Source organism: Enterobacter sp. V87_3, from assembly GCF_029967835.1.
Lineage (GTDB): Bacteria > Pseudomonadota > Gammaproteobacteria > Enterobacterales > Enterobacteriaceae > Enterobacter > Enterobacter cancerogenus.
Genome location: NZ_JASCAM010000031.1, coordinates 134,794 through 159,320, shown reverse-complemented (window position 1 = coordinate 159,320; position 24,527 = coordinate 134,794). Strand labels below are relative to the sequence as shown.

Genomic DNA, 24,527 nt, shown 5'->3' with positions numbered 1-24,527 from the left:
AGTACTCGGCTACGAACCGAGCGGTCGGAGGTTCGAATCCTCCCGGATGCACCATATTCTCCGAGATAATAGCTACGCTATTGTTTCAAGGTCTGCGGTTTAGCCGCAAGCACCAGGGAGGATAACGTTGCTTTAGCAACGGCCCGAAGGGCAAGGCGCAGCCGAGTAATCCTCCCGGATGCACCATATTCTCCTCTTGTTTATTCCTTCGACGTTCCGTCAGTAATCCCACTCTCTTTCAGCGACAAAAACGCCCGTTTACGATAAAGTAATGCTTTGTTAATCGTTTAGCGAGAGCACGATGTACGCACAGTATGACGGTCTGATCTTTGATATGGATGGCACCCTCTTAGACACCGAGCCGACGCATCGCAAGGCCTGGGATGATGTCCTGGGTCGTTACGGTATGCGTTTCGATTTGCAGGCGATGGTTGCCCTCAACGGATCTCCCACCTGGCGTATTGCCCAGGCCGTGATTGAGCTGAATCAGGCCGATCTCGACCCGCATCAACTCGCACGCGAAAAAACCGACGCAGTGAAAGCTATGCTATTAGATACCGTACGTCCTTTGCCATTGATTGATGTGGTGAAGGCATGGCACGGACGTCGTCCGATGTCGGTCGGTACGGGCAGCGAAAGCGCAGTGGCGGAAGCCTTGCTGAATCATCTGGGCCTGCGCCACTATTTTTCTGCCGTGGTTGCCGCCGATCATGTTAAAAATCATAAGCCCGCACCGGACACTTTTCTGCTCTGTGCTGAACTGATGGGCGTACCCGCAGCAAAATGCGTTGTTTTCGAGGATGCCGATTTTGGTATTCAGGCTGCGCGTGATGCCGGAATGGCCGCGGTGGATGTTCGCTTACTGTGAGTGACGCGCTGTCACTTGCTTCACTGTTTGCCAGCAGTTTCTTAAGCGCTACGCTATTACCGGGCAACTCGGAAGTCGTACTGGTGGCGATGCTGTTGTCCGGCGCAAGTCAGCCCTGGTTGCTCGTGTTAATAGCAACAATGGGTAATAGCCTTGGAGGGCTGACTAACGTTATTCTTGGGCGTTTCTTTCCGCTACGCGAAAAATCGCGCTGGCAGGAAAAGGCAGTCGGCTGGCTAAAACGCTATGGCGCTGCCACGCTGTTATTAAGCTGGATGCCTGTAATAGGTGATTTGCTGTGCCTTCTGGCGGGATGGATGCGCATCTCCTGGGGGCCGGTTCTCTTTTTTTTGTGCCTTGGCAAGGCGTTACGGTATGTTCTCGTGGCATGGGTAACACTACAGGGTATGACGTGGTGGCACTAATTGGTGGAGTGAGATAGCGACCTTCAATCGTCAACCATTACAATTATGCTGAGAAACATTACTTTGACAGGCGGGAGGTCAAATTGATCCCGGACGTATCACAGGCGCTGGCCTGGCTGGAAAACCACCCTCAGGCACTGAAGGGTATTCAGCGTGGGCTGGAACGCGAAACGCTGCGCGTTAATGCGGATGGTAGCTTAGCGACAACGGGTCACCCGGAAGCGTTAGGCTCGGCGCTGACACATAAATGGATCACAACTGATTTCGCCGAAGCGCTGCTGGAGTTCATTACTCCGGTAGACGGCGATATTGATCATATGCTGAAAACGCTGCGCGATGTCCATCGCTTCACCGCCCGTAATCTGGGCGACGAGCGCATGTGGCCGCTCAGCATGCCGTGCTATATCGAGCAGGGGCAGGAGATTGAGCTGGCGCAGTACGGCACCTCTAACGTGGGTCGTCTGAAAACGCTCTACCGCGAAGGGCTGAAAAACCGCTACGGCGCGTTGATGCAGACTATCTCCGGTGTCCATTACAACTTCTCACTGCCGATGGCGTTCTGGCAGGCGAAATGCGGTGAAACGGATAAAGAGGCGATCTCTGCGGGTTATTTCCGCCTGATCCGCAACTATTACCGTTTTGGCTGGGTCATTCCTTATCTGTTTGGTGCCTCTCCGGCCATCTGCTCGTCGTTCCTTCAGGGGAAACCGACCACATTGCCGTTTGAGAAGACCGAGTGCGGTATGTACTACCTGCCCTATGCCACCTCTCTGCGCCTGAGCGATCTTGGCTATACCAATAAATCGCAAAGCAATCTCGGTATTACGTTTAACGAATTGCATGAGTATGTGGCAGGATTGAAGCGGGCAATCAAAACGCCGTCTGAAGAGTACGAAAAAATCGGCCTCGAAAAAGACGGCAAGCGCCTGCAAATCAACAGCAACGTGCTGCAGATTGAGAATGAACTGTATGCGCCTATTCGTCCGAAGCGCGTAACGCGCAGCGGTGAAACGCCGTCGGATGCGCTGCAGCGTGGGGGTATTGAGTACATCGAAGTTCGCTCGCTTGATATCAACCCGTTCTCACCGATAGGCGTTGATGAACAGCAGGTTCGCTTCCTCGATCTGTTTATGGTCTGGTGCGTGCTGGCGGATGCGCCGGAAATGAGTGCGGATGAGTTGCTCTGTACCCGCACGAACTGGAATCGGGTGATTCTGGAAGGGCGCAAGCCGGGTCTGACGCTGGGCATTGGCTGTGAAACGGCGCAATTCCCGCTGCCGAAGGTAGGCAAAGATCTGTTCCGCGATCTGAAACGTGTCGCCCAGACTCTGGACAGCGTCTATGGCGGTGAGGAGTATCAAAAAGTGTGTGACCAGCTGGTCGAAAGCTTTGATAACCCTGAACTGACGTTCTCAGCGCGTATCTTGCGTTCTATGATTGATCAGGGCATTGGCGGCACCGGGCGTTCGCTTGCAGCGGAGTACCGTGAGATGCTGATGCAGGAGCCGTTAGAGGTGCTGAGTGAAGCCGATTTTGTGGCGGAGCGCGAGGCGTCTATCGTGCGTCAGAGAGAGGTCGAGGCGGCAGATACCGAGTCGTTTGAGGCGTTTCTGGCGAAGCAGGCCTGAGCCAAAAGAAAAAGGCCACATCGCTGTGGCCAAAATATACATCTCTGAATTCAGGGATGATGATAACAAATGCGCGTCTTTCATATACTCAGACGCGCATTCTGTAGAAGAGTTCAGTTTATTTTAAAAAAAATCACTATCGGAGGTGACGTATGCCGTTATTAGATAGCTTTACCGTCGACCATACCCGTATGGAAGCACCTGCTGTACGTGTGGCGAAGACCATGCACACCCCGCACGGCGACACGATCACCGTTTTCGATCTGCGCTTCTGCGTGCCGAACAAAGAAGTGATGCCTGAAAAAGGCATTCACACCCTGGAGCACCTCTTCGCCGGGTTTATGCGTGACCATCTGAACGGCAACGGCGTGGAGATCATCGATATCTCTCCAATGGGCTGCCGGACCGGTTTCTACATGAGCCTGATTGGCACGCCGGAAGAAAAACGCGTGGCGGATGCCTGGAAAGCGGCGATGCAGGACGTGCTGAAGGTAAAAGAGCAGAATCAGATCCCTGAGCTGAACGTATACCAGTGCGGTACTTACCAGATGCACTCTCTGGAAGAAGCGCAGGAGATCGCGCGCCACATCATCGAACGTGATGTCCGCGTGAACAGCAACGACGAGCTGGCGCTGCCGAAAGAAAAACTGCAGGAACTGCACATCTAGTGCACCTTTTCCCTCTCCCTCAGGGAGAGGGTAGGGTGAGGGTTGTTTAGCCCATGACCACAACCGCAACCTTCTCCTTTACCCATCGCCCCCTCGTTCCCTTTGCGCATGATTACCTTCATGGCGACAGCGAGCCGTGGCATCAGCACGACTGCGCCCAGCTGCTGCACAGCCTGAGCGGCGTGGTGCGGGTGGACACCGCCTCCGGCTGTTGGGTTGTCCCACCGGGGCGCGGCGTCTGGCTACCGGCGGATACACCGCATTCCCTGCGCATCTCCGGCAACGTTGCTGCCCGCACGCTGTTTATCGATCCGCTGGCGCGCGCCGATCTCCCGGCCACCTGTCAGATCGTGCAGATCTCCGCGCTGTTGCGCGAGCTGATCCTTGCCTCCCTGACGCTTCCCGAATCTTACGCGCCCGGCAGCCGCGATGAACGCGTGTATGAGTTGATTCTGGATGAAATCCGCGTGATGCCGGTGCTGCCCTTTCATCTGCCCGAACCGCAAAGCGAACCGTTACGTACCCTTAGCCTGCGTATTCGCCATTCTCCGGGTGAACCCTGGAGCAGCGCCCAGGCTGCCAACGCCCTCGGGATGAGTGAGCGCACGCTGAACCGCCATTTTCAGCAGCAGACGGGGTTACGCTACGGCGAGTGGGTGAGAAGGGCGCGTTTGCTGGAGGCGCTGGTACGGCTGGCGCAGGGCCAGCCGGTATTACGCGTGGCGCTGGATCTGGGCTACGGCAGCCACAGCGCCTTTACCGCAATGTTCCGCCGGGTGATGGGCATTTCACCCAGCGATTATTTCAAAGACGGTTAACCGACGGCATTCAGCAGCGCCTGCAGCGAAGCGCGCGCCACGTCGCTGTCGATCCCCACGCCCCAGCGGCTGCTGCCGTCCTGGAACAGGCAGCGAATATAGGCCACTGAACGGCTGTCGCTGCGCTCGCCCAGCGTGTGTTCGTGATAATCCTTGATCGCAAACGGCGCATTGATCCAGCGGCTCAGCCCGTTAGCCGCGGCGGATAACAAACCGTTTCCCTGTCCGTCCAGCTGGCGGGTTCCCCCCTCGGTCAGGATATTTGCCGTCAAGCGTAACTGCCCGTCCTGCTCGCTGTCGCTGCGATAGGACTGCAGCGCAAAGCGCGGCGTCGCCACCAGGCCGTAGCGGCTGCGGAACAGCTGCCAGAGCGCGTTCTGGGTCATCTCTTTTCCGTGACGGTCGGTTTCCTGCTGCACGTGCTGGCTAAACTCCTGCTGCAACGCACGGGGTAATTTCAGTCCATGGTTCTGCTCTATCAGCCACGCGCTCCCGCTCTTACCGGACTGGCTGTTCACGCGGATCACCGCTTCGTACGTGCAGCCAATATCCTGTGGGTCGACCGGCAGATAAGGCATCTCCCAGCGCGCGTCAGGCTTGCGGGCATCAAAACCTTTTTTAATCGCATCCTGATGCGAGCCGGAAAACGCGGTGTAGGCCAGCCGTCCGGCCCACGGATGGCGCGGATGGACCGGAAGCTGATTACAGTTTTCTACCACTTCCACCACGCGCGCCATCTCGCTGAAGTCGAGGTTCGGGCTAACGCCCTGGCTGTAGAGGTTCATCGCCAGCGTTACCAGGCAGACGTTGCCCGTGCGCTCGCCGTTACCAAACAGGCAGCCCTCCACGCGGTCGGCCCCGGCCATCACGGCCAGCTCCGCGCTGGCAACGCCGGTGCCGCGGTCGTTATGCGGGTGCACGCTGATACAAATGTCGCGGCGGCGGCTAAAGTGGCGGCAGAAATACTCAATCTGATCGGCATAGACGTTCGGCGTGTTGACTTCTACGGTGGCGGGTAAGTTGATCACCATCGGGCGTACAGCGCACGGCTGCCAGATGTCCGCCACGGCTTCGCAAATCTCCAGGGCAAACTCCGGCTCGGTAAAACAGAAGGTTTCCGGCGAGTATTCATACTGCCAGCGGGTTTCAGGGTTAGCCTCGCAAAGCTGACGGATCAGGCGCGTGGACCGCGTGGCCAGCTCCACGACGTGCGCCTTCTCCATGCCGAACACCAGGCGACGGAACAGCGGGGCGGTTGCGTTATAGAGATGCACCGTGGCCTGTTTGGCGCCGCGCAGGGAATCAAAAGTGCGGAGGATCAGATCTTCCCGCGCCTGGGTTAACACCTGAATCGTGACGTCATCCGGAATGCGGTTCTCTTCAATCAGCTGGCGAACAAAGTTGAAGTCGGTCTGCGAGGCCGACGGAAAGGCGACCTCAATCTCTTTGAACCCACAGCTCAGCAGCAGATCCCAGAACTGCAGCTTGCGCGCGCTGTCCATCGGCTCGGCAAGCGCCTGGTTGCCATCGCGTAAGTCCGTTGAGAGCCAGCGTGGCGCATGGGTAATGCGCTGCTCAGGCCAGCGGCGGTCGGGCAATGAAACGGTAGGGTAGGGTTGGTATTTGTCGGCGGGTGTGTTCAGCATGATGCGCTCCTGTTGTCTTTTTACTATCGTGAATCGATTTCAGGTGCGCTGCTTTATCGGAACTGACAATCGCTGTCGCGTTTTGGACAAGGGTGGCGATGGTTGCCCGGTGGCGGCTACGCCTTACCGGGCCTACGGATGTGCCGGTTATCGTAGGCCGGATAAGGCGTAGCCGCCGCCCGGCATCCTGCACAGAAGGTTAGTGCGCGCCGCCGCCGCCGCTACCGGCACCAAACGGTGGTCTGGCAAACCACACCAGCCCCAGCAGGACGAGGAAAATCCCTGCTGAGATCCAGAAAATCTCGTTGGCGGAGATAATCAGCCCCTGGTTGGTGATCTGCTGGGCGATCCAGCCGGACGCCTGCTGCTCCGTCATGCCCATACCCTGCAGCTGGCTGTACATCTGCTGGGCATTCGGGTTAAACGGATTCACCGCTTCCGTCAGCTGGGCATGGTGCATCGATTCACGGTTGGTCCAGAGCGTGGTGGTGATCGATGTCCCGATGGAGCCTGCCAGCGTTCGGGTAAAGTTCGACAGGCTCGACGCTGCCGCCATACGCTCAGGCGGCAAGCCGGAAAGCGTGATGGTGGTGAGCGGCATAAAGAAGCACGCCACGGCGAAGCCCTGAATAAACTGCGGCCACGCGGAAGCGCCAAAGTCCATGCCCGGTTCGAAGGTATAGGCGCGCCAGTAGAAGCACACGGCATACATAATGAAGCTGAACGTCACCAGCCTGCGCATATCGAGCTTGTGGGCGAAGCGGCCAATAATCGGTGACAGCAGCACCGGGATCAGCCCTACTGGCGCAGAGGCCAGCCCTGCCCAGGTTGCGGTGTAGCCGTATACCTCCTGCAAAAGCTGCGGCAGCAACACAATTGCGCCGAAGTAGAGCATATAGGCCAGGCTGATACACAGGCAGCCGATGGTGAAGTTTCGCGACTTAAAGAGCGAGAGATCGACAATTGGGTTATCGTCCGTCAGCTCCCAGACAATCAGGAAGCTCAGCGAGATCACCGCGACAACCGTCAGAACGATAATCTCTTTCGAGTTAAACCAGTCCAGCTCTTTGCCCTGGTCGAGCATCACCTGCAGGCTACCAATCCCCAGCACCAGCAGCGCCAGGCCAACGGCATCAATTCGCCGCTGCTCGGTTCGGGTTTCGCGACCGCGCAGCGTTTGCAGGGTCAACATCACCACGACCGCGCCAATCGGCACGTTGATGAAGAAGATCCAGCCCCAGTGATAGTTATCGCTGATATAGCCGCCCAGAATAGGACCGCAAATCGGGGCGACAATCACCGTCATTGACCACAGTGCCAGCGCGATAGAGCGTTTGGCGGGCGGATAGTTGTTGAGCAGCAGACTCTGCGACAGTGGAATCAACGGCCCGGCAACGATCCCCTGGATCACGCGGAAGAAGATCAGCATGGTCAGGCTGGATGACACGCCGCACGCCCACGAAGCAATGACAAAGGCGATAGTCGACCAGAGGAACAGTTTCACTTCACCGACGCGCTTCGCCAGCCAGCCGGTGATGGGGATAGAGATGGCGTTCGCCACCCCGAACGAGGTAATGACCCAGGTTCCCTGGCTCAGCGACGAGCCAAGGTTGCCGGCAATCGTTGGGATCGCCACGTTTGCGATGGTGGAGTCCAGCACCTGCATGAATGTCGCCAGCGAAAGCGCAATGGTCATAATGACCAGTTGCGCCCCTTCCAGCGGTTTTTGCGGCTTTTGCTGTTGCATAGCGCTCACCTTCGGCTTAACCGGCGTTTGCCTTCACGATGTCATCGATCAGCTTGTTGACCGGATCGAGGTTGATTTCACGGGCGTTACTTTCGTACGCCGGGCTGCTACGCACCTGGCTTGCCAGGATCTGTCCGTCGCGGTTGGCGGTGTCGACCGTCACCAGCGTGGAAAGGCCAATACGCAGCGGATGGTCCGCCAGCTGTTTGGCATCCAGTTCGATACGCACGGGCAGACGCTGAACCACTTTGATCCAGTTACCGGTGGCGTTCTGCGCAGGCAGCAGGCTAAATGCGCTGCCGGTACCCATATCGAGACCCACCACTTTACCGGTGTATTTCACATCATCACCGTAGATGTCGCTGACAACGGTTGCGGTCTGGCCGATACGCATGTGGGCAAGCTGCGTCTCTTTGAAGTTGGCATCCACCCACAGGTTGTTTGCCGGCACCACCGCCATCAGCGGCGTCGTTGTGCCGATCTGCGCGCCAGGCTGAACCGAGCGGCGAGAGACGTAGCCGGTCATCGGGCTGACGATTTTGGTACGCTGCAGGGCAAGCCATGCGTTACGCACTTCGGTCGCCGCCTGTTTTACCGCAGGCTGGTTTTCCAGGCTGGTGCCCAGCACCATCGCCTGGTTGGCGTTGTATTGCTGAATGGCGACATCCAACTGGGCCTGCGCGCTGGCCACTGCGTCACGCGCGTGCTGCAGCTCTTCACGGCCAATCAGGTTGGCGGTGCCGAGCGGAACGCGACGGTTCAGGTCGCTCTGGGCCTGCGCCAGTGCGGTTTTCTGCACGTCGATGCTGGCCTGCAGCTGTTTACTGTTGATCATCAGCTGGCGGGTCTGACGCACGCTGGAGGCCAGCTGCGTCTGCGCTTTTTCAAACGCCTGTTGGGCGTCGGTCGGGTCGAGCGTGACCAGCACATCGCCTTTTTGCACAAAGTCGGTATTGTCAGCCCAGACTTTCGTCACGCTGCCCGACACCTGCGCCATAATTTGTACCTGGTTCCCTGCCACGTAGGCATCGTCCGTCTCTTCGACGTGACGCAATACCAAAAACCAATAAATCCCATATGCCACGGCAATAATAATAAAGAGCAAGGTCAACAGAAGAAGGGCGCCCTTACGTTTACCTTTCTTGTTGGCCGGTTGCTGCGGGTTGGTGGTCTCCGCATTTGCGCTCATTGTTGTTCTCCACAATCTTCTTATTTTCACATCGGCTGAGCCGACCTGTTGTCAGAAAGGCCAGCAGTATTACGTGCTGGCCTGTCGATTTTCTTTTTAAACTCTGGATGTTCGAGCGTGTTGTCGCGTTAGCGCAGCGCCTCAAGAACGGCGCCATCTTCATCCATCTGATCCAGACGGGTAAGAAGTTTGCGCGTGATTTGCTCAAGCTGCTCGCGCTCGGCGGTGCTGAGGGCAGACCAAAGCTGATGCAGGCAGTTGTGCTGAGGTGGCAGCACCTCACGCAGGAATTGGTGACCTTTATCGGTCAGTTGCAGATGCAGGCAACGGCGATCGTTGTCGCTTTCACGGCGCTCAATCCAGCCGCGTTTTTCCAGCTCATCGGCAATACGGGTAGCATTGGTGCGGGACGAGCCCAGCGCGCAGCTCAGCTCAGATGGCTGAATACTGTGGTTTTCCTGAGACTCCAGCGTAATCAACGCCATAAATAACGTCTCGTTAATCCCTTGAGCTTTCAGCATCTTATTACGGTTATCCAGCAGCTTACCCTGCATGTGCATGCACAGGCGGGTCAACAGGATCTCCTGATACGGGAAGTCCTCATGACGACTGGCGCGGAATTTAAGCATTTGTTCAATGGGCGTAAACGAACTATCCATTTGGGCATAACCTCATTAATTACAGCCGATATAGTAACGATAGTGACAAATAATGTAAATGAATTATTTGTGCGGTTATATCCGCAGCATGAATATCACCATCATAAAGCGCCGGGTAGGTCCGTGACCCGGTGAGCACAGAAAGGGCGGGGAATTTCCCAGGGAAGGAGGATGTGAGGACGGGGGTCTGAACTATTCATGCCGGTTGTAAATATGTCACCCACATTAAAATTTCTGGGATAAATGATTACGTTTACATTAACAGAGAGCAGGGCCCCTTTACACCCTAAGAGGCCCAAAGCAATGTAAAACTTAATGAATCGCGTCCTGCCGATGATAGCCGCGCCACCAGACCAGCAGGTTCAGCGTGGCGACAATGGCCCCGATGGCGCAGACGCCCGTCCAGCCGGCATGCTGCCAGGCAGAGGCCGAAATCAACGACCCGGCTGCACCGCCGATAAAGTAGCTGGTCATGTAGCCCGCGGTCAGGCGGTTACGCGCTTCAGGCTTCACCCGGTAAATGACGGTCTGGTTAGTGATGTGCACGCCCTGCACGGTGAGGTCGAGCACCAGAATACCGACGATCAGCGCCAGCACGGAAACATGTCCATACCAGATAGCGGCCCACGAGAGCAGCAACAGCATCAGCCCGGCGCTGGTGGTCATGTGCGACTTGCCCTTATCGGCCAGCCCACCGGCCGGACGCGCGCCCAGGGCACCGGCCGCCCCCGCGAGGCCAAACAGGCCAATCACCCCTTCGGAATAGTTAAACGGCGGCGCAGCGAGCAGGAACGCCATCGATGTCCACAGAATGCTAAAGTTGGCAAAAGTGAAACAGCCCAGAATAGCGCGGGTGCGCAGCAGTTTGTCCTGAGTGAACAGGCTAAAAACGGAGGCCAGAAGCTGGGGATAGTTCAGGTGGTTTTCCTGCTTCACCTTTGGCAGACCGCGCCACAGCGCCAGGGCCATGATTACCATCAGCACGCTCGCCACCCAGTACACGGTACGCCATCCGCCGAGACTCGCCAGTAGCCCCGCAACGGTTCGCGCCAGCAAAATCCCCAGCAGCAGGCCGCTCATGATGGTCCCGACCACTTTGCCACGCTTTTCCGGTGCGGCAAGCGTAGCGGCGAGCGGGACCAGAATTTGCGCCACCACCGAGAACAGCCCCGTCAACGCGGTACCGAGGATCATCATCCCCAGCGACTGGCTGCTTGCGGTGATCAGCATGCCGCCTGCGGCCAGCAGCGTCATGGAGACAATCAGCATGCGACGCTCAAACATATCACCGAGCGGGACGAGGAACAGCAGCCCTGCGGCATAGCCGAGCTGCGCGGCCGTCACAATAAAACCCGCCGAGCTGGCAGAGAGGTCAAACGCGCGGGCGATGGTGTCGAGCAGAGGCTGTGCGTAATAGTTGCTGGCGACGGCAAGGCCCGTTGCCACAGACATTAAAAGGATAAGCGCCGGGCTAAGCCCTTGAGTTGATTTGGTCATCAGGTTTGCGGATCGTCAGTTGAGTGATTATTTTTCCGGAAACCATCATACCGAATGATTGAGAATGTTGGGGAGTTGTTACGTGGTGGATTGTGCGGTTTAGGTCTCCCTTACCCTGACCCTCTCCCGGAGGGAGAGGGCAGGAGTGAAGGGACAAAGCATTACTTCTGCGCGGCCAGCGCCTCTTTCACCCAACCATCAAACTGCTGCTGGTGGGCTTTGATCCAGCCGTCGACATGGCCTTTCACGTCCGCTTCAGACGATTTGCCGTCATGCATCATGGCGTTCTGGGCGTTGATGTCCGCCAGCGGCAGTTTCATTACCGAGAACAGCTTCGCAGCCGCCGGGTTTTTCTCAGCCCAGGCTTTGTTGGCAACGATGTGCATGGTATTGACCGGGAAGCCGTAGTTCATGCCGTTCGGCAGCTTAGTGTCAATATCTTTCTGCTCGCCAGGCAGAGAAGAGAACGGCACCTGCAGCCACACCACGTCTTTACCCGGCTTCAGCACGTCGCTCACCCAGTATGGGGTCCAGGTGTAATAGATAACCGGCTTACCCTCTTTGAAGCGGGCAATGGTATCGGCCATCATCGCCGAGTAGTTACCGTGGCTTACGTCGACGGTTTTCTCCAGATCGAAGGCTTTATTCTGGTGGTTAATGACCGCCTCGCAGCCCCAGCCCGGTGAGCAGCCCATCATATCGGCCTTGCCGTCACCGTTGGTGTCGAACAGTTTGGCGATCTTCGGATCTTTCAGCTGTTCAATATTGGTGATGTGATACTGCTCGGCGGTTTTCTTGTCGATCAGATAACCCTGCGCCGCGCCGGTCACGAAGGTGCCTTCACGATAAAACTTCTTGTCCCCGCCCGCAGCGGCATACATGTCGTCGTGCAGCGGCTGCCAGTTAACGGCGGTGAACGTCGCATCGCCGGAGGCAATGGAGGTATAGCCCACGTTGTAATCCACTTCGCTCGGCGTGTTCACCGTGTAGCCCAGTTTTTCCAGCGCGCGGCTGACGATCAACGTCTGGAAGCTCTCTTCCGAAATGGTGCTCTGCACCGGCTGTACGGTGATGCCTTTGCCCGGCAGGTCTGCGGCAAACGTGCTGGTGGAGACAAGGGTGGCAAACGCTGTGGCAAAAAGTACCTTATGTCGCATCGTTGTTCCTTATTTTGATTTCGTGAAAGGGCGGGTGATTAACCCGACAGGGCCGGTGGTATACCAGCGACGGTTGCCGCGACTGCGTGAATCACGACCGACGGCCTGGGTCAGGCGGTCAAGAATAATGGCGAGGATCACAATGCCCACGCCGCCTACGGTAGCCAGCCCCATATCGAGGCGGCCAATGCCGCGCAGCACCATCTGGCCCAGACCGCCCACGGCGATCATCGAGGCGATAACCACCATCGACAGCGCCAGCATCAGCGTCTGGTTAACGCCTGCCATGATGGTTGGCATGGCCAGCGGAAGCTGAACCTTAAACAGCATCTGACGCGGGCTTGCACCGAACGAGCGTGACGCCTCAATGAGATCGGCTGGCACCTGGTTAATCCCCAGAATGGTCAGACGAATAATCGGCGGCAGGGCGAAGATAATGGTCACCACCACGCCCGGCACGTTACCAATACCGAACAGCATGACGATAGGTACCAGGTAGACGAACGCGGGCGTGGTCTGCATGGCATCCAGCAGCGGGCGAATGATCTTCGCCGCCCGCGGGCTTCGCGCCAGCCAGATCCCCATCGGCAGGCCGATCACCACGCAGAAGAGCAGGGCGGTTAAGACCAGCGCCAGGGTGATCATCGCCTGCGACCATGCACCAATCGCCCCGATGGCAATCAGCGAGATCAGCGTGGCGACCCCCATCCCCGCGCTGCCAAACTGCCAGGCGATCAGGGAGAACAGGATAATCGCCACCGGCGCGGGCATACCCAGCAACATCTGCTGGAAGCCGTTCAGGATGTAATCCACCGGGACGCGGATCCCCTGGAATACCGGGCGGAAGTGCGTCACCACCCAGTCGATCCCTTCGGTTACCCAGCGGTCGAGCGGGATCAGCGTTTTGTGGAACGGATCCATAATATTGAAGTGTTCAGGCGCCGGTGCAGGCGCGCTGTTGAGCCAGTCCGCCGTGCCGCCATCGGTTGGCGCAGGCGTGGATGACCCCCACGCGTCGGCAGATTGTGCAGCGCTATCCGCTGCTTCAGTGGTGCCCCACGGGTTAGATTGATCAGCCATTGTTTGCCCCCTCGCGATCTAAAGCCTGCAGCAACATGCGTTTTGAGATGATGCCGACGTACTGTTGTTCTTCACCGACGACCGGAACGGCACAGGGTGCCTGGCCAACGTGTGAGAGCAGCTCGCTAAGCGGCGTTTCGGCGTCCACGGCAAGCGGGGCGTCGATCACGGCCGCATCAATGCTCTGATTTTCAGCCAGAGCGGTTTTCAGGGAGTCGATGGAGACCACGCCAACAAATTTGTTACCGCGTTCAACCAGATAACCGTATTCACGGTCTTCATCCTGCAGCAGTTTGAGCGCGGAGCGTGGGCCGAAGCCTGGCGTTTTGCGAATGATGCCGTTCGGCGTGCGGCGCGCAATATCTTTGGCGCTAAACACCTGGCTAATATCCACACCGCGGAAGAAGGTTCGCACATAATCATTCGCCGGATTATTGAGAATTTCATCCGGTGTACCGACCTGCACGACTTCACCGTTTTGCATAATGGCAATGCGATCGCCAATACGCATGGCTTCATCAAGATCGTGGGAAATAAATACCACGGTTCGTTGATGTTTAGCCTGTAATTTTACCAGCTCATCCTGCATTTCAGTACGAATTAGCGGATCGAGCGCGGAGAAGGCTTCATCCATTAATAAAATATCGGGATTAATGGCTAATGCGCGGGCTAATCCTACGCGCTGACGCATCCCACCAGAAAGTTCATCTGGATAAGCGTGGGCATAATTTTCAAGGCCCACCTGACGTAATGCATCCAGCGCTTTTTCCTGACGTTCAGCGGCACCTGCGCCTGCTAATTCCATGCCAAAGGCGGTATTATCTAATACCGTCATGTGTGGCATCAGCGCAAATGACTGAAAGACCATTGCAATCTTCTTTCTGCGCACCTCGCGAAGCTCTGCATCTGATATTCTGGCGATATCCACACCATCAATCAGCACCTGTCCACGGGTGGGTTCAATCAGGCGATTGAGAAGGCGAACCATAGTGGATTTACCCGAACCGGATAATCCCATGATGACAAAAATCTCGCCTTCTTCAATGGCCAGACTGGCGTCTTTAACGCCAAGCGATAGCCCGGTTTTTTCCAGAATTTGTTCTTTCGAGAGGCCTTTCTCAATATATTTGAATGCGCGCTGCGGATGCTCGCCAAATATTTTATAAAGATTTTTCACTTCTAATTTAATTGCCATGCAATAGAGAGTGTCCTGTTATTTGTTTATGTCGATATCATTACCATGGTAAATAGTTAACTGGCATTACCCTAACATACTCAGAATCTGAGACAACCCTGGGTTTGCTTATGGCACGAATTTTGCCACAGGCGAAACGGCTGAATTTCCCATGATAGAAGGGCTGAGGGCAGTTTCAATTTTTCTCAATTTTTTGTTTCTGCATCGGGAAATTTCGCCTGTATCGAAGAGATTCAGGCGAATATGACGTGGAAATTACAGTGTAGTTGTCAGGGAAATATAAGGGAGAAAATCATGGGATTTATCATAAATTAATGAACGTTAATTATCCCCTCACGCTGCCCTCAGGGGAGAGGGCAGCGTGAGGGGAATAATGCTTTAAAAATCCCAATCCTCATCTTCAGTTTCAACCGCTTTGCCCATCACGTAAGACGATCCGGAGCCGGAGAAGAAATCGTGGTTTTCATCGGCATTCGGTGAAAGCGCCGCCAGGATGGCCGGGTTCACGTCCGCCATGTCCGGTGGGAACAACGCCTCGTAGCCGAGGTTCATCAGCGCCTTATTGGCGTTGTAGCAGAGAAACGCGTTGACCTCGTCCTCCCAGCCGGAGCCGGCGTACAGCGCCTCGGTATAGCTCAGCTCGTTGTCATAGAGATCCATCAGCAGATCCAGCGCAAAGCCTTTCAGCTCCTCGCGCCGGGCTTCGCTGACGCTCTCCAGCCCTTTCTGATATTTATAGCCAATGTAATACCCGTGTACGGCTTCATCACGAATGATCAGACGAATCAAATCGGCGGTGTTGGTCAGCTTGCCGCGGCTCGACCAGTACATCGGCAGCCAGAATCCGGAATAGAACAGGAACGATTCCAGAAATACGCTGGCGATTTTCTTCTTCAGCGGATCGTCGGCCTGATAATGCTCCAGCACCAGGTTCGCCTTGCGCTGCAATGATTCGCACTCCTCACTCCAGTCGTACGCGGCGTCCACATCTTTGGTCTGACACAGGGTTGAGAAAATGGAGCTGTAGGAGCGGGCGTGAACCGCCTCCATAAAGCTGATGTTCGACATCACCGCCTCTTCATGCGGCGTCAGCGCGTCACTCATCAGCGCGGGCGCACCCACGGTATTCTGAATGGTGTCGAGCAGCGTCAGCCCGGTAAAGACGCGGATGGTCAGCTGCTGCTCGGCGTGGCTAAGTGTTTGCCAGGCCGGAATATCGTTAGATAACGGCACTTTCTCTGGCAACCAGAAATTGCTGGTCAGGCGGTTCCACACCTCCAGGTCTTTATCGTCCTGGATTTTGTTCCAGTTAACGGCACTCACGCGTGACAGTTTCATCCTTTCTCCTTACAGCGCGCAGGACACGCAGCCTTCGATTTCGGTGCCTTCCAGCGCAAGCTGGCGCAGGCGAATGTAGTAGAGCGTCTTGATGCCTTTCTTCCAGGCATAGATCTGCGCCCGGTTGATATCGCGCGTGGTGGCGGTATCCAGGAAGAAAAGCGTCAGCGACAGACCCTGATCCACATGTTTTGTCGCCTCGGCGTAGGTATCAATGATCTTCTCCGGGCCGATCTCATACGCGTCCTGATACAGGGCCAGGTTCTCGTTGGTCATAAACGGGGCCGGGTAATAGACGCGGCCGGTTTTGCCTTCCTTGCGGATCTCAATTTTCGACACAATCGGGTGGATGCTCGACGTGGCGTGGTTAATGTAGGAGATCGACCCCGTGGGCGGCACCGCCTGCAGGTTTTGGTTATAGATGCCGTATTGCATCACCTCATCGCGCAGTTGCTGCCACATCGCGCGCGTGGGCAGCGTGACCCCGGCGCGGGCAAACAGCTGGCGCACCTTTTCGGTTTTCGGCTGCCAGTCATTTTCCAGATACTGATTAAAATACTCGCCACTGGCATAGCGCGACTGCTCAAAGCCCGCGAAACGCTGGCCGCGCTCGCGCGCCAGCATCATTGAAGTGTGCAGCGCGTGCCAGGTGATGGTGTAGAAATAGAGATTGGTGAAATCCAGCCCTTCGGGGCTGCCGTAGGCTATTCCTTCGCGCGCCAGATAACCATGCAGGTTCATCTGCCCAAGGCCGATGGCGTGCGACGCGGCGTTGCCCGCTTCAATCGAGGGTACGCTGCGAATATGGCTCATGTCCGACACCGCCGTTAGCCCGCGCACGGCGGTCTCCACGGTGCGGCCAAAATCGGGGGAGTCCATGGTGTGCGCAATATTCAGCGACCCGAGGTTGCAGGAGATATCCTTGCCCACGTCGGCGTAATCAAGGTTTTCGTCATAGGTCGACGCCGCGTTGACCTGCAAAATTTCCGAGCACAGGTTGCTCATGTTAATGCGCCCGGCAATCGGATTGGCGCGGTTTACCGTGTCCTCGTACATGATGTACGGATAGCCGGACTCAAACTGGATCTCGGCGAGCGTCTGGAAGAAATCGCGGGCGTTAATGTACTTTTTGCGGATGCGATCGTCGGCCACGAGTTCATCGTAACGTTCGCTTATCGCCACGTCCCCAAAGGCTTTACCGTAAATACGCTCGATATCGTAGGGTGAGAACAGCGCCATATCGGCATTCTCTTTCGCCAGTTGGAAGGTGATATCCGGGATCACCACGCCAAGTGACAGGGTTTTAATGCGAATTTTTTCATCGGCGTTTTCGCGTTTGGTATCCAGAAAACGCAGGATATCCGGGTGGTGCGCATGCAGATACACCGCCCCGGCTCCCTGACGCGCGCCCAGCTGGTTAGCGTAGGAGAACGCATCCTCGAGCATTTTCATCACCGGAATAACACCGGAGGACTGGTTTTCGATGCGCTTAATCGGCGCACCCGCTTCGCGCAGGTTGGAGAGCAGAAACGCCACGCCGCCGCCGCGTTTGGAGAGCTGCAAAGCCGAGTTCACCGCCCGGCCAATCGACTCCATATTGTCTTCGATGCGCAGCAGGAAGCAGGAGACCAGTTCGCCGCGCTGCGCTTTCCCGGCGTTGAGAAACGTTGGGGTGGCAGGCTGGAAACGGCCCGAGAGGATCTCATCGGTGAGTTGCACGGCCAGCGCCTCATCCCCCTGCGCCAGGGTGAGTGCCACCATCACCACCCGATCCTCGAAGGTTTCGAGATAGCGTTTACCGTCGAAGGTTTTCAGGGTGTAGCTGGTGTAATACTTCCACGCCCCGAGAAAGGTCTGGAAACGAAAACCCCGGGCGTGCGCACGCTCGAACAGCTTAACGATGGCGTCACGCCCGTAGCGGGCGAGCACGCGCTCTTCGTAGTAGCCCTCTTTGACAAGATAATCGAGACGCTGTTGGATGCTCTCAAAAGCCACGGTGTTCGGGCGAACGTGGGCGGCAAAAAAGGCGTCCACCGCATCATGGTCTTTGCCAAACTGAATGTGCCCCTCACGATCGTAGAGGTTAAGCATCGCGTTTAATGCGTGATAATCCGGTGTCGCCTGGACTACGGGTTCTGCGGTTGTCGTTGCCAAAATTCGTTCACTCCTTTACGCACGTTTTCTACGTCCTGCTGTGTCCCCATCAGTTCAAAGCGATAGAGATACGGCACGCCGCATTTTTGAGAGATGACATCCCCGGCGCGTCCAAACGCATCGCCGAAATTACGGTTACCCGCCGCGATCACGCCGCGGATAAGCTGTCGGTTTTGAGGATCGTTAAGAAAGCGGATCACCTGCCGGGGCACGGCCCCCGCCGTTCCGCCGCCGCCATAGCTGGGCACCACCAGGATGTAGGGTTCAGTCACCTGAATCCGCTCCCGCTCGTTGAGGGGAATGCGGATCGCAGGTAACCCGACGCGCGCCATAAAGCGGAGCGTGTTTTCCGAACTACTGGAGAAGAAGACCAGCCCACTCATGCACGGGCGGCCTGGGCGGCAAGGCGGTTGATCATATCCGGGCGAAAGCCAGACCAGCTGGTTTCCCCGGCGATCACTACCGGCAACTGCCGGAAGCCCTGCGCACGCAGGGTGTCTGCGGCGTCCGGGACCGTGTCGATATTCACCATCTCAAACGCAACGCCGCGGCTTTCCATGGCGCGTTTGGTGGCGTGGCACTGAACACAATTGTTACGAGTGTAAATAATAATGCTCATGATTCGTATTTCCATTTAGAATGAGAAAGCGGCGCGATGTATCGCGTCAGGTTGTGTGTATCTTGCTAAAGGGAATACTAGATGTAGTTGTGATAAGTTTCAACCATACAAGATATGGGAAATTTAGATTGATATCGCCACGATGATGAGCATAGCGGGGCAGGGTGTGCTGTACGGGTTTTTCAGCGCAGCAGGCAAAGAAAAGCCCCGGCGCCTGAGGCAACCGGGGCAGCGTTCACCGCGAATTACTTACGCAGGCTGAGCAATGCGCCGACAAAAATACCGACGGCGGCGACGGTTCCCAGCGCGCACATCGGTTTCTCACGCACGAAGGTGGTGGCGCAGCTCATCGCGTCGCAGGCGGCCTGTGAAGTGCGTGAACGGCCGTTCATCCGGGCACGGGTTTCACGCAGCAGAGACTGAGCCTTACGTTTCGCGGCATCTGCTTCGTCCTTCGCATCAGAACCCCAGGATTTCAGCACTTCCTCCAGCGTGTCCGCTAATTGGCTGACATCGTTACGAATATCCTGAGCGTCGTCGTTAATTTCGTTTCGGTTCGGTCTGTTAAACATACGATCCTCCTTAATTTTGCATTCCCGTTTAGTTTAGCTCATGAATTTAATATCTGAAGTCAGTCACGGCGTATTGCGCAGTTTATGGAATATTCTGAGGGCGCTGCTATTGCTCAATACGGTAAGGTTGCCGTGCAGGAAAAGATAACGAGGAATATATATGTATTTACGACCTGATGAGGTGGCGCGCGTTCTTGAAAAGGCGGGATTTACCATGGATGCGGTGACGACTAAAGCCTATGGATATCGCCGCGGTGAGAATTATGTTTACGTCAACCGTGAAGCGAGAATGGGGCGTACGGCTCTCATTATTCACCCGACGCTGAAAGACAGAAGTCAGACATTTGCTGAGCCTGCCTCGGATATTAAAACCTGCGATCAGTATCAGCAATTTCCGCTCTATTTAGGCGGAGAAAGGCATGAGCATTATGGTATACCGCATGGTTTCAGTTCACGCATGGCGCTGGAACGGTTCCTGCAGGGACTGTTTGGCGACGCGCAGTAAACGTGCGACTGGCCTGCGCCAGTCGCTTACCTTCCTGCTCAGGCCTGGCTGTAACGGCTGACCTTAAACAGGCGACGGCAGTAGTCGAGAAAATAACCGTACACCGCACCCATCATCATCGACACCACGATATTCGAGCTGACCGCCGCGGCGATTTGCTGCCAGCTTGCTCCTACCGTCAATAAAATCACCACATATACCGGCGACTGGAAGGTCACATACGCCAGCACATCTGCCAGATTCTTCGCCCATCCACCCGGGCTAATGCGGCGAGCAAAGCGCATCGCAGCGTCACGGTAAAACCCGTAAGGCCAGGCAATCAGGATATTGACCGGGATGGCCACCAGGCGCGAGGAGAGCGACTGCTCAAACGTCATGCCAGAGAGAACGATTTCAATCACCATGTTCACAACGGAACAGTAGACAACCATCGCGAACGTATCCGCTACCGCGTGGCGCAGGCGAGATTGCGGTGAGAACATGTCTGAACTCCTTGAAATGGACAAAATGACGGCGTTGAGCGGGTTAAGCCAGTGCATTAGGTTGGTTTGTTTATCGAGCATAGAATAAGTCTCTGGCTATAAACTAACAACTAGTGATAAATTTTTATTTGTAGGCGTTTTGTCCACAAAATTCTCTAAAATTGGTTATTTCTTACGCGCTGCGTTATTTTCTCTCTCTTACCCGCATTTATTACTACAAATCAATGTGTTGAGCTAACAGTGTGCCGAAACCTGCCTTTCATCCGGGGAGGCATTGATTGATGGGATGATTAATACGCCGGAACGCTATCCATGTGCTGAGGGGATATATGAATAATATGTTTTCAAAATATTTACAATAATGTCAAAAAGGGTCCATGGGTGGATATTGCGATAAAAATGAATTATTCTTGCAGCTTAATTTTCAATTTACCCCTCTGAAAAGGTTTTTAATTTATATGTCTTTGACGTTACAGAATCTTAATAATATCCGTACGCTTCGTGCCCTGGCGCGTGAATTATCCCTGGAAGTTCTGGAAGACGTGCTGGAAAAAGTCAGGATCGTGACTGAGGAAAAACGCACCGAGCAGGCGGAATTGGAACGGCAGCGCGCTGAACAGCAGGACAAAATTAATGCGCTGCTGGAGCTGATGAAAGCCGACGGTATTTCCCCGAGCGATCTGCTCGGCAATGAGCTGGTAAATGCAGGTCAGCCGGCGAAAAAACGTAAAACGCGTGAAGCAAAATATCGCTTTACCGACGCCAACGGTGAGGTGAAAACGTGGACCGGCCAGGGCCGCACGCCGAAGCCTATCGCGACTGCGCTGGCAAACGGTAAGAGCCTGGATGATTTCCTGATCTAATCCGTGAATCGGGCGGCAGAGTCCGCCCGGTTATTGACTTAGCAGACGCCGAAGTCACCTTCTTCGGTATACAGCACAACGTCCGCCGCTTTCAGGGTATATTTCTCGCCCTGCTCATCGCTGGCCTGCACGGCCACAATGCTTTCACCCTTCACGTCGAGCACTTTTAATTTCGGACCGCCCTGACGCGGTTGGACATAATCGCCGACAGAAAACATAGCACCTCCTCATCGTTGTAATGATCTTCACCATAGCCCACGTCCCGGACGGGGTACAGTCTAATTTGTCTGTTACTGCTTATGTGGTACGGCGGTTCCACGGCATCACTTTCAGCAATCGCGCCATGCCGCAAAAACCGGTTACGCCGGCGAACAGCAGTCCGGCCCCCACAAACCCGCTCAGCAGGAAAAAGAGGCTGGAGACGCCGTAACCCAGCAGCACGCCGCAAAGGATCAGCAGCCCGGCGGCGATCTGCACCTGACGCATCAGCGGAAGCGGCTGGGTTTTGTCTTCAATGGTCGGCAGCCCGGCCTGTTTCCAGCCCTGAATTCCCCCCTCAACCACGAATGCCTGCGCAGGCGATGCCGCCTGGGCAAGACGTGCGGCATTGTTTGAGGTTCGCATCCCGGACTGACAGTGAAAAATGACCGTTTCACCGGGGGCCGGGTGTAGCTCCCCGGGTAATAAATCCAGCGGTATGGCGCACGCGGCCGGAATATGCTCGCGGGCATACTCGTCGGCATCGCGAATATCGACAAGTTTTGCGCCCTTTTCAATCAGGGCGCGTGCCTGCTGCGGTGAAATAACAGGAAGTGACATAGCAGCTCCTCACGGACAGTAAAGGGATTTAAGGGTGCTGATAAGCTTATGCACCGCATCGTTTTTGATGGAGTAAAGAATGCGTTGCGCTTCCCGGGTGCTGTCGATAAGCCCCTCTTCACGCATACGCGCCAGATGCTGAGAGGTGGCCGAGGGGCTTAGCCCGGTGGCGCGCGCCAGATCGCCCGCGCGGGTTCCGGGGGCGTCGCACAGCGTACACAGGATCAGCAATCGGTGCGGATTGCTCATGGCTTTTAACAGCGTGGCGGCCTGTTCAGCGCTGGCCTGAAGTTGTTCGAGTTCAGTCATGGTTATTTAGCATTACCTTAATTAAGGTAATGCTAAACTAATGGGGTGGATTAAACCAGTGTAAAAAGCGTAAAAGAGGGTAAAAGGGTGAAAAAGTGATGGCGAGGGCAGGTAAACTGGCTACGCTTAGAGGGCATACTCTTTTTTAGATTCAACTGTTTAGCTTGCATGGAGATTTTATGGGTTTTTGGCGCATCGTCTTTACAATCATTCTTCCGCCACTGGGTGTTTTACTGGGTAAAGGCTTCGGATGGGCATTTATCCTGAATATCGTCCTGACGCTGCTGGGCTATATTCCTGGCCTGATCCACGCGTTCTGGGTGCAGACCAAAAGCTAAGTGCGCCAGAGTAAATCGCGATAAATTCCGGTCAGTACCCCCTCAGGGCCAAACTGTTGTTTAACCCAGCGGGTCACCTGACCGGTAGCCGCATGCTGTGTGGCAAGCAGCATGCGCGAATCCTGACGCGGGTTATTAATGCGCCGCGTCACCAGCAGCCCCTCTTCCACGGCCTCCCGCGCCATATACTCCGGTAAAAATCCAATCCCTTCCCCCAGGATCTGACACTGGCATTTGGTGTTGAAGTCCGGCACCAGAATCGCCTCCTGACCGTGCAGCAGCCAGCCCACCTTTTTGTTGATGGTATGGGCCGTGTCTTCGACCATGATATTGGGGTACAGGCGCAGCTGGCTTTCGGCAATCGGCTCCAGGGTAAATGCCAGCGGGTGTTCGGGCGAGATCGCAAAGACCCAGCGAATCGCGCCGATTTCGGTGTAATCAATGCCGCCGCCGTCGAGCAGGGTGTCCGGCGCGCCGATGGCGATATTAGCCTGATTATTGATGATGGAATCCCACACCCCGTTGTAGACCTCGGTTGTTACCGTGATCTGGCAGGTCGGAAACTGTTTTTTCAGCACCTGCAGCAGCCGGGCGGTGTGGCGGGGCGTATACAAAAGCTGATTAATGCAGATCCTGACCCGCGTTTCGATGCCCTGCGAGATGGTGTCGATCCCGCGCTTGATGGCGTGAAAGTCGTTCAGCAGGTCGGTCGCCTTGCGATAAAAGTAAAACCCGGACTCGGTCAGCTCAATATTGCGGGTGTTACGCACGAACAGCACCACGTCCAGCCCGGTCTCCATGCGCTTGATGGTGTAGCTGATGGCTGAGGTCGTCACGCCCAGCTCTTCCGCCGCCTTGCTGAAGCTGCTGTAACGCGCCGCCATGGTGAAGGCCAGCAGGTTCTCTTCGGTAAAGATGGAATTCATATCACTGCTCCCGTCCACCATCAGTTTTGAACATATTTTAACAACGTAGTTACACCGCATTTGAAGCGGATCACAATTTTGACGCGTAGCTACGTGCCGCGTGGCGCAAGGCTTTTTTAGCCATAAGCATAATGTCGCGCCGGGCGTAAAAACGCGGCGAAACATAAGAAAAAGAGTGCACACCCGCACATTTTGGCTGAACTGTTGAATTTAACTCAATAATGAATTGCCTGTCGATGAATGATTTTTAAGCGGATTCTTTTCCTGAAAGGCTGTTGCTATTCTCGGGGCATCAGCAATGAAAAAACCAGGGAGTGTGAATATGTCTGCAACTGAACTCGTGACTGAATTTCTGCTGGCGGCCGAGCAGGGAAACGTGGATGCGCTTAAAGCCTGCCTCGATAAAGGTGTGGATATCAACGCCACGAATCGCCAGAAAAGAACCGCCATTATTATTGCCAGCCTGAAAAAGCATTATCCGTGTGTGGAATATTTAATTGCCGCCGGCGCGGATATTGATAAACAGGATCAGACCTGCTTTAACCCTTTCCTGATTAGCTGCCTGACCAACGATCTTACTTTGCTGCGCATTGTGCTTCCTGCGAATCCCGATCTCGATCGCCTTACGCGCTTTGGCGGCGTGGGGATCACCCCCGCCAGTGAAAAAGGCCACGTCGACATTGTTCGCGAGCTGCTGGAAAAAACCGATATCAACGTCAACCACACCAACTTTGTCGGCTGGACGCCGCTGCTGGAGGCCATTGTCCTCAATGACGGCGGCGCGAAGCAGCAGGAGATCGTCAGGCTGCTGTTGGAAAACGGCGCGAACCCGCACATGACCGATAAATACGGAAAATCTCCCCTCGAACTGGCCCGGGAAAAAGGCTTCGATGAAATCGCCGACCTGCTGCTTGCCGCAGGCGCGTAATTAATCCGGCCAGCCCTTTCCGGCTGGCAGCGACATAAAAAAGCATTCTACCGTCGTGCGTTTTGCACGATGGCGGCCCCCTTTTATCCGCATTCAG

27 protein-coding genes are annotated in these 24,527 nt (G+C 55.7%); 9 read left to right on the top strand and 18 right to left on the bottom strand.

The features are described 5' to 3' along the window. The first annotated feature begins 301 nt into the window (after positions 1 to 301). The 5 genes from yqaB to QLG21_RS19835 all read left to right on the top strand — a co-directional run bounded on the left by yqaB (position 302) and on the right by QLG21_RS19835 (position 4,407). A complete protein-coding gene (gene yqaB / locus QLG21_RS19855; RefSeq protein ID WP_006178158.1) occupies positions 302 to 868 on the top strand; it encodes a fructose-1-phosphate/6-phosphogluconate phosphatase in 567 nt (188 codons plus the stop codon). Then, complete coding sequence (locus QLG21_RS19850; RefSeq protein ID WP_058608497.1) at positions 865 to 1,293, top strand: YqaA family protein; 429 nt, start codon at positions 865 to 867, stop codon at positions 1,291 to 1,293. The genes yqaB and QLG21_RS19850 overlap by 4 nt, the downstream gene beginning before the upstream one ends. Before the next feature lie 83 nt (positions 1,294 to 1,376). Further along, positions 1,377 to 2,921 (top strand): glutamate--cysteine ligase, encoded by a 1,545-nt coding sequence (gshA, locus tag QLG21_RS19845; protein WP_058608496.1) that lies wholly within the window; start codon positions 1,377 to 1,379, stop codon positions 2,919 to 2,921. Between the two features lie 152 nt (positions 2,922 to 3,073). Beyond that, positions 3,074 to 3,589: an S-ribosylhomocysteine lyase gene (gene luxS, locus QLG21_RS19840; protein ID WP_006178155.1), complete on the top strand. Its 516-nt coding sequence runs from the start codon at positions 3,074 to 3,076 to the stop codon at positions 3,587 to 3,589. Positions 3,590 to 3,642: 53 nt separating this feature from the next. Further along, positions 3,643 to 4,407 (top strand): helix-turn-helix transcriptional regulator, encoded by a 765-nt coding sequence (locus tag QLG21_RS19835; RefSeq protein ID WP_282485071.1) that lies wholly within the window; start codon positions 3,643 to 3,645, stop codon positions 4,405 to 4,407. Here QLG21_RS19835 and leuA read toward each other — a convergent pair. The 13 genes from leuA to QLG21_RS19770 form a co-directional block, all read right to left on the bottom strand. Further along, positions 4,404 to 6,053 carry a 2-isopropylmalate synthase gene (gene leuA / locus QLG21_RS19830; protein WP_282485070.1) on the bottom strand — a complete coding sequence of 550 codons (1,650 nt, stop codon included), beginning with the start codon at positions 6,051 to 6,053 and terminating at the stop codon, positions 4,404 to 4,406. The genes QLG21_RS19835 and leuA overlap by 4 nt on opposite strands. Before the next feature lie 199 nt (positions 6,054 to 6,252). After that, on the bottom strand, positions 6,253 to 7,800 hold the full coding sequence (gene emrB, locus QLG21_RS19825; protein WP_137849823.1) for a multidrug efflux MFS transporter permease subunit EmrB: 1,548 nt from the start codon (positions 7,798 to 7,800) through the stop codon (positions 6,253 to 6,255). 16 nt (positions 7,801 to 7,816) lie between these two features. Further along, positions 7,817 to 8,989 carry a multidrug efflux MFS transporter periplasmic adaptor subunit EmrA gene (gene emrA, locus QLG21_RS19820; protein WP_006178150.1) on the bottom strand — a complete coding sequence of 391 codons (1,173 nt, stop codon included), beginning with the start codon at positions 8,987 to 8,989 and terminating at the stop codon, positions 7,817 to 7,819. A 128-nt stretch (positions 8,990 to 9,117) separates the two neighbouring features. Then, complete coding sequence (gene mprA, locus QLG21_RS19815; protein ID WP_006178149.1) at positions 9,118 to 9,648, bottom strand: transcriptional repressor MprA; 531 nt, start codon at positions 9,646 to 9,648, stop codon at positions 9,118 to 9,120. A gap of 312 nt (positions 9,649 to 9,960) precedes the next feature. Beyond that, complete coding sequence (locus QLG21_RS19810; RefSeq protein ID WP_282485069.1) at positions 9,961 to 11,145, bottom strand: MFS transporter; 1,185 nt, start codon at positions 11,143 to 11,145, stop codon at positions 9,961 to 9,963. Positions 11,146 to 11,306: 161 nt separating this feature from the next. Then, the gene (proX, locus tag QLG21_RS19805) at positions 11,307 to 12,302 is read right to left on the bottom strand and encodes a glycine betaine/L-proline ABC transporter substrate-binding protein ProX (RefSeq protein ID WP_006178146.1); all 996 of its coding nucleotides are present in this window, start codon (positions 12,300 to 12,302) and stop codon (positions 11,307 to 11,309) included. Positions 12,303 to 12,311: 9 nt separating this feature from the next. Then, entirely contained in the window at positions 12,312 to 13,382 is a 1,071-nt protein-coding gene (gene proW / locus QLG21_RS19800; RefSeq protein WP_058608494.1) for a glycine betaine/L-proline ABC transporter permease ProW, read from the bottom strand. Next, positions 13,375 to 14,577 carry a glycine betaine/L-proline ABC transporter ATP-binding protein ProV gene (proV, locus tag QLG21_RS19795; RefSeq protein ID WP_282485068.1) on the bottom strand — a complete coding sequence of 401 codons (1,203 nt, stop codon included), beginning with the start codon at positions 14,575 to 14,577 and terminating at the stop codon, positions 13,375 to 13,377. The genes proW and proV overlap by 8 nt, the downstream gene beginning before the upstream one ends. Positions 14,578 to 14,955: 378 nt before the next feature. Continuing rightward, positions 14,956 to 15,915 (bottom strand): class 1b ribonucleoside-diphosphate reductase subunit beta, encoded by a 960-nt coding sequence (nrdF, locus tag QLG21_RS19790; protein WP_282485067.1) that lies wholly within the window; start codon positions 15,913 to 15,915, stop codon positions 14,956 to 14,958. A gap of 9 nt (positions 15,916 to 15,924) precedes the next feature. Further along, on the bottom strand, positions 15,925 to 18,069 hold the full coding sequence (gene nrdE, locus QLG21_RS19785; RefSeq protein WP_282485066.1) for a class 1b ribonucleoside-diphosphate reductase subunit alpha: 2,145 nt from the start codon (positions 18,067 to 18,069) through the stop codon (positions 15,925 to 15,927). Then, on the bottom strand, positions 18,042 to 18,452 hold the full coding sequence (gene nrdI, locus QLG21_RS19780; protein ID WP_058608491.1) for a class Ib ribonucleoside-diphosphate reductase assembly flavoprotein NrdI: 411 nt from the start codon (positions 18,450 to 18,452) through the stop codon (positions 18,042 to 18,044). Before nrdI ends, nrdE begins: the two co-directional genes overlap by 28 nt. Then, the gene (gene nrdH, locus QLG21_RS19775; RefSeq protein WP_282485065.1) at positions 18,449 to 18,688 is read right to left on the bottom strand and encodes a glutaredoxin-like protein NrdH; all 240 of its coding nucleotides are present in this window, start codon (positions 18,686 to 18,688) and stop codon (positions 18,449 to 18,451) included. The genes nrdI and nrdH overlap by 4 nt, the downstream gene beginning before the upstream one ends. Positions 18,689 to 18,933: 245 nt before the next feature. Then, positions 18,934 to 19,260, bottom strand: coding sequence for a DUF883 domain-containing protein (locus QLG21_RS19770; RefSeq protein WP_282485064.1), 327 nt, complete (start codon positions 19,258 to 19,260; stop codon positions 18,934 to 18,936). 160 nt (positions 19,261 to 19,420) lie between these two features. On the opposite strand from QLG21_RS19770, the gene QLG21_RS19765 reads away from it, so the two are divergent. Further along, the gene (locus QLG21_RS19765; protein WP_006178138.1) at positions 19,421 to 19,765 is read left to right on the top strand and encodes a DUF2002 family protein; all 345 of its coding nucleotides are present in this window, start codon (positions 19,421 to 19,423) and stop codon (positions 19,763 to 19,765) included. A gap of 38 nt (positions 19,766 to 19,803) precedes the next feature. On the opposite strand, the gene alaE is transcribed toward QLG21_RS19765, so the two are convergent. Beyond that, positions 19,804 to 20,247 carry an L-alanine exporter AlaE gene (gene alaE, locus QLG21_RS19760; RefSeq protein ID WP_137849818.1) on the bottom strand — a complete coding sequence of 148 codons (444 nt, stop codon included), beginning with the start codon at positions 20,245 to 20,247 and terminating at the stop codon, positions 19,804 to 19,806. 458 nt (positions 20,248 to 20,705) lie between these two features. Here alaE and stpA point away from each other — a divergent pair, with 458 nt between their 5' ends. Continuing rightward, entirely contained in the window at positions 20,706 to 21,110 is a 405-nt protein-coding gene (stpA, locus tag QLG21_RS19755) for a DNA-binding protein StpA (RefSeq protein WP_137849817.1), read from the top strand. 38 nt (positions 21,111 to 21,148) lie between these two features. Here stpA and QLG21_RS19750 read toward each other — a convergent pair whose 3' ends face one another. The 3 genes from QLG21_RS19750 to QLG21_RS19740 all read right to left on the bottom strand — a co-directional run bounded on the left by QLG21_RS19750 (position 21,149) and on the right by QLG21_RS19740 (position 22,238). Further along, positions 21,149 to 21,328, bottom strand: coding sequence for a hypothetical protein (locus QLG21_RS19750; RefSeq protein WP_058608490.1), 180 nt, complete (start codon positions 21,326 to 21,328; stop codon positions 21,149 to 21,151). A 79-nt stretch (positions 21,329 to 21,407) separates the two neighbouring features. Next, a complete protein-coding gene (locus QLG21_RS19745; RefSeq protein ID WP_282485063.1) occupies positions 21,408 to 21,929 on the bottom strand; it encodes a rhodanese family protein in 522 nt (173 codons plus the stop codon). 9 nt (positions 21,930 to 21,938) lie between these two features. Next, positions 21,939 to 22,238 (bottom strand): metalloregulator ArsR/SmtB family transcription factor, encoded by a 300-nt coding sequence (locus tag QLG21_RS19740; RefSeq protein WP_006178133.1) that lies wholly within the window; start codon positions 22,236 to 22,238, stop codon positions 21,939 to 21,941. 179 nt (positions 22,239 to 22,417) lie between these two features. Between QLG21_RS19740 and QLG21_RS19735 the strand changes: the two genes are divergently transcribed. After that, positions 22,418 to 22,576 carry a YqaE/Pmp3 family membrane protein gene (locus tag QLG21_RS19735; RefSeq protein ID WP_006178132.1) on the top strand — a complete coding sequence of 53 codons (159 nt, stop codon included), beginning with the start codon at positions 22,418 to 22,420 and terminating at the stop codon, positions 22,574 to 22,576. Here the strand turns inward: QLG21_RS19735 and QLG21_RS19730 are convergent. Continuing rightward, the gene (locus tag QLG21_RS19730) at positions 22,573 to 23,502 is read right to left on the bottom strand and encodes a LysR substrate-binding domain-containing protein (RefSeq protein ID WP_282485062.1); all 930 of its coding nucleotides are present in this window, start codon (positions 23,500 to 23,502) and stop codon (positions 22,573 to 22,575) included. The two genes, QLG21_RS19735 and QLG21_RS19730, sit on opposite strands and share 4 nt — an antisense overlap. Before the next feature lie 322 nt (positions 23,503 to 23,824). On the opposite strand from QLG21_RS19730, the gene QLG21_RS19725 reads away from it, so the two are divergent. Then, positions 23,825 to 24,430, top strand: a complete 606-nt coding sequence (locus QLG21_RS19725; protein WP_042321764.1) for an ankyrin repeat domain-containing protein — start codon at positions 23,825 to 23,827, stop codon at positions 24,428 to 24,430. Positions 24,431 to 24,527 lie beyond the last annotated feature (97 nt).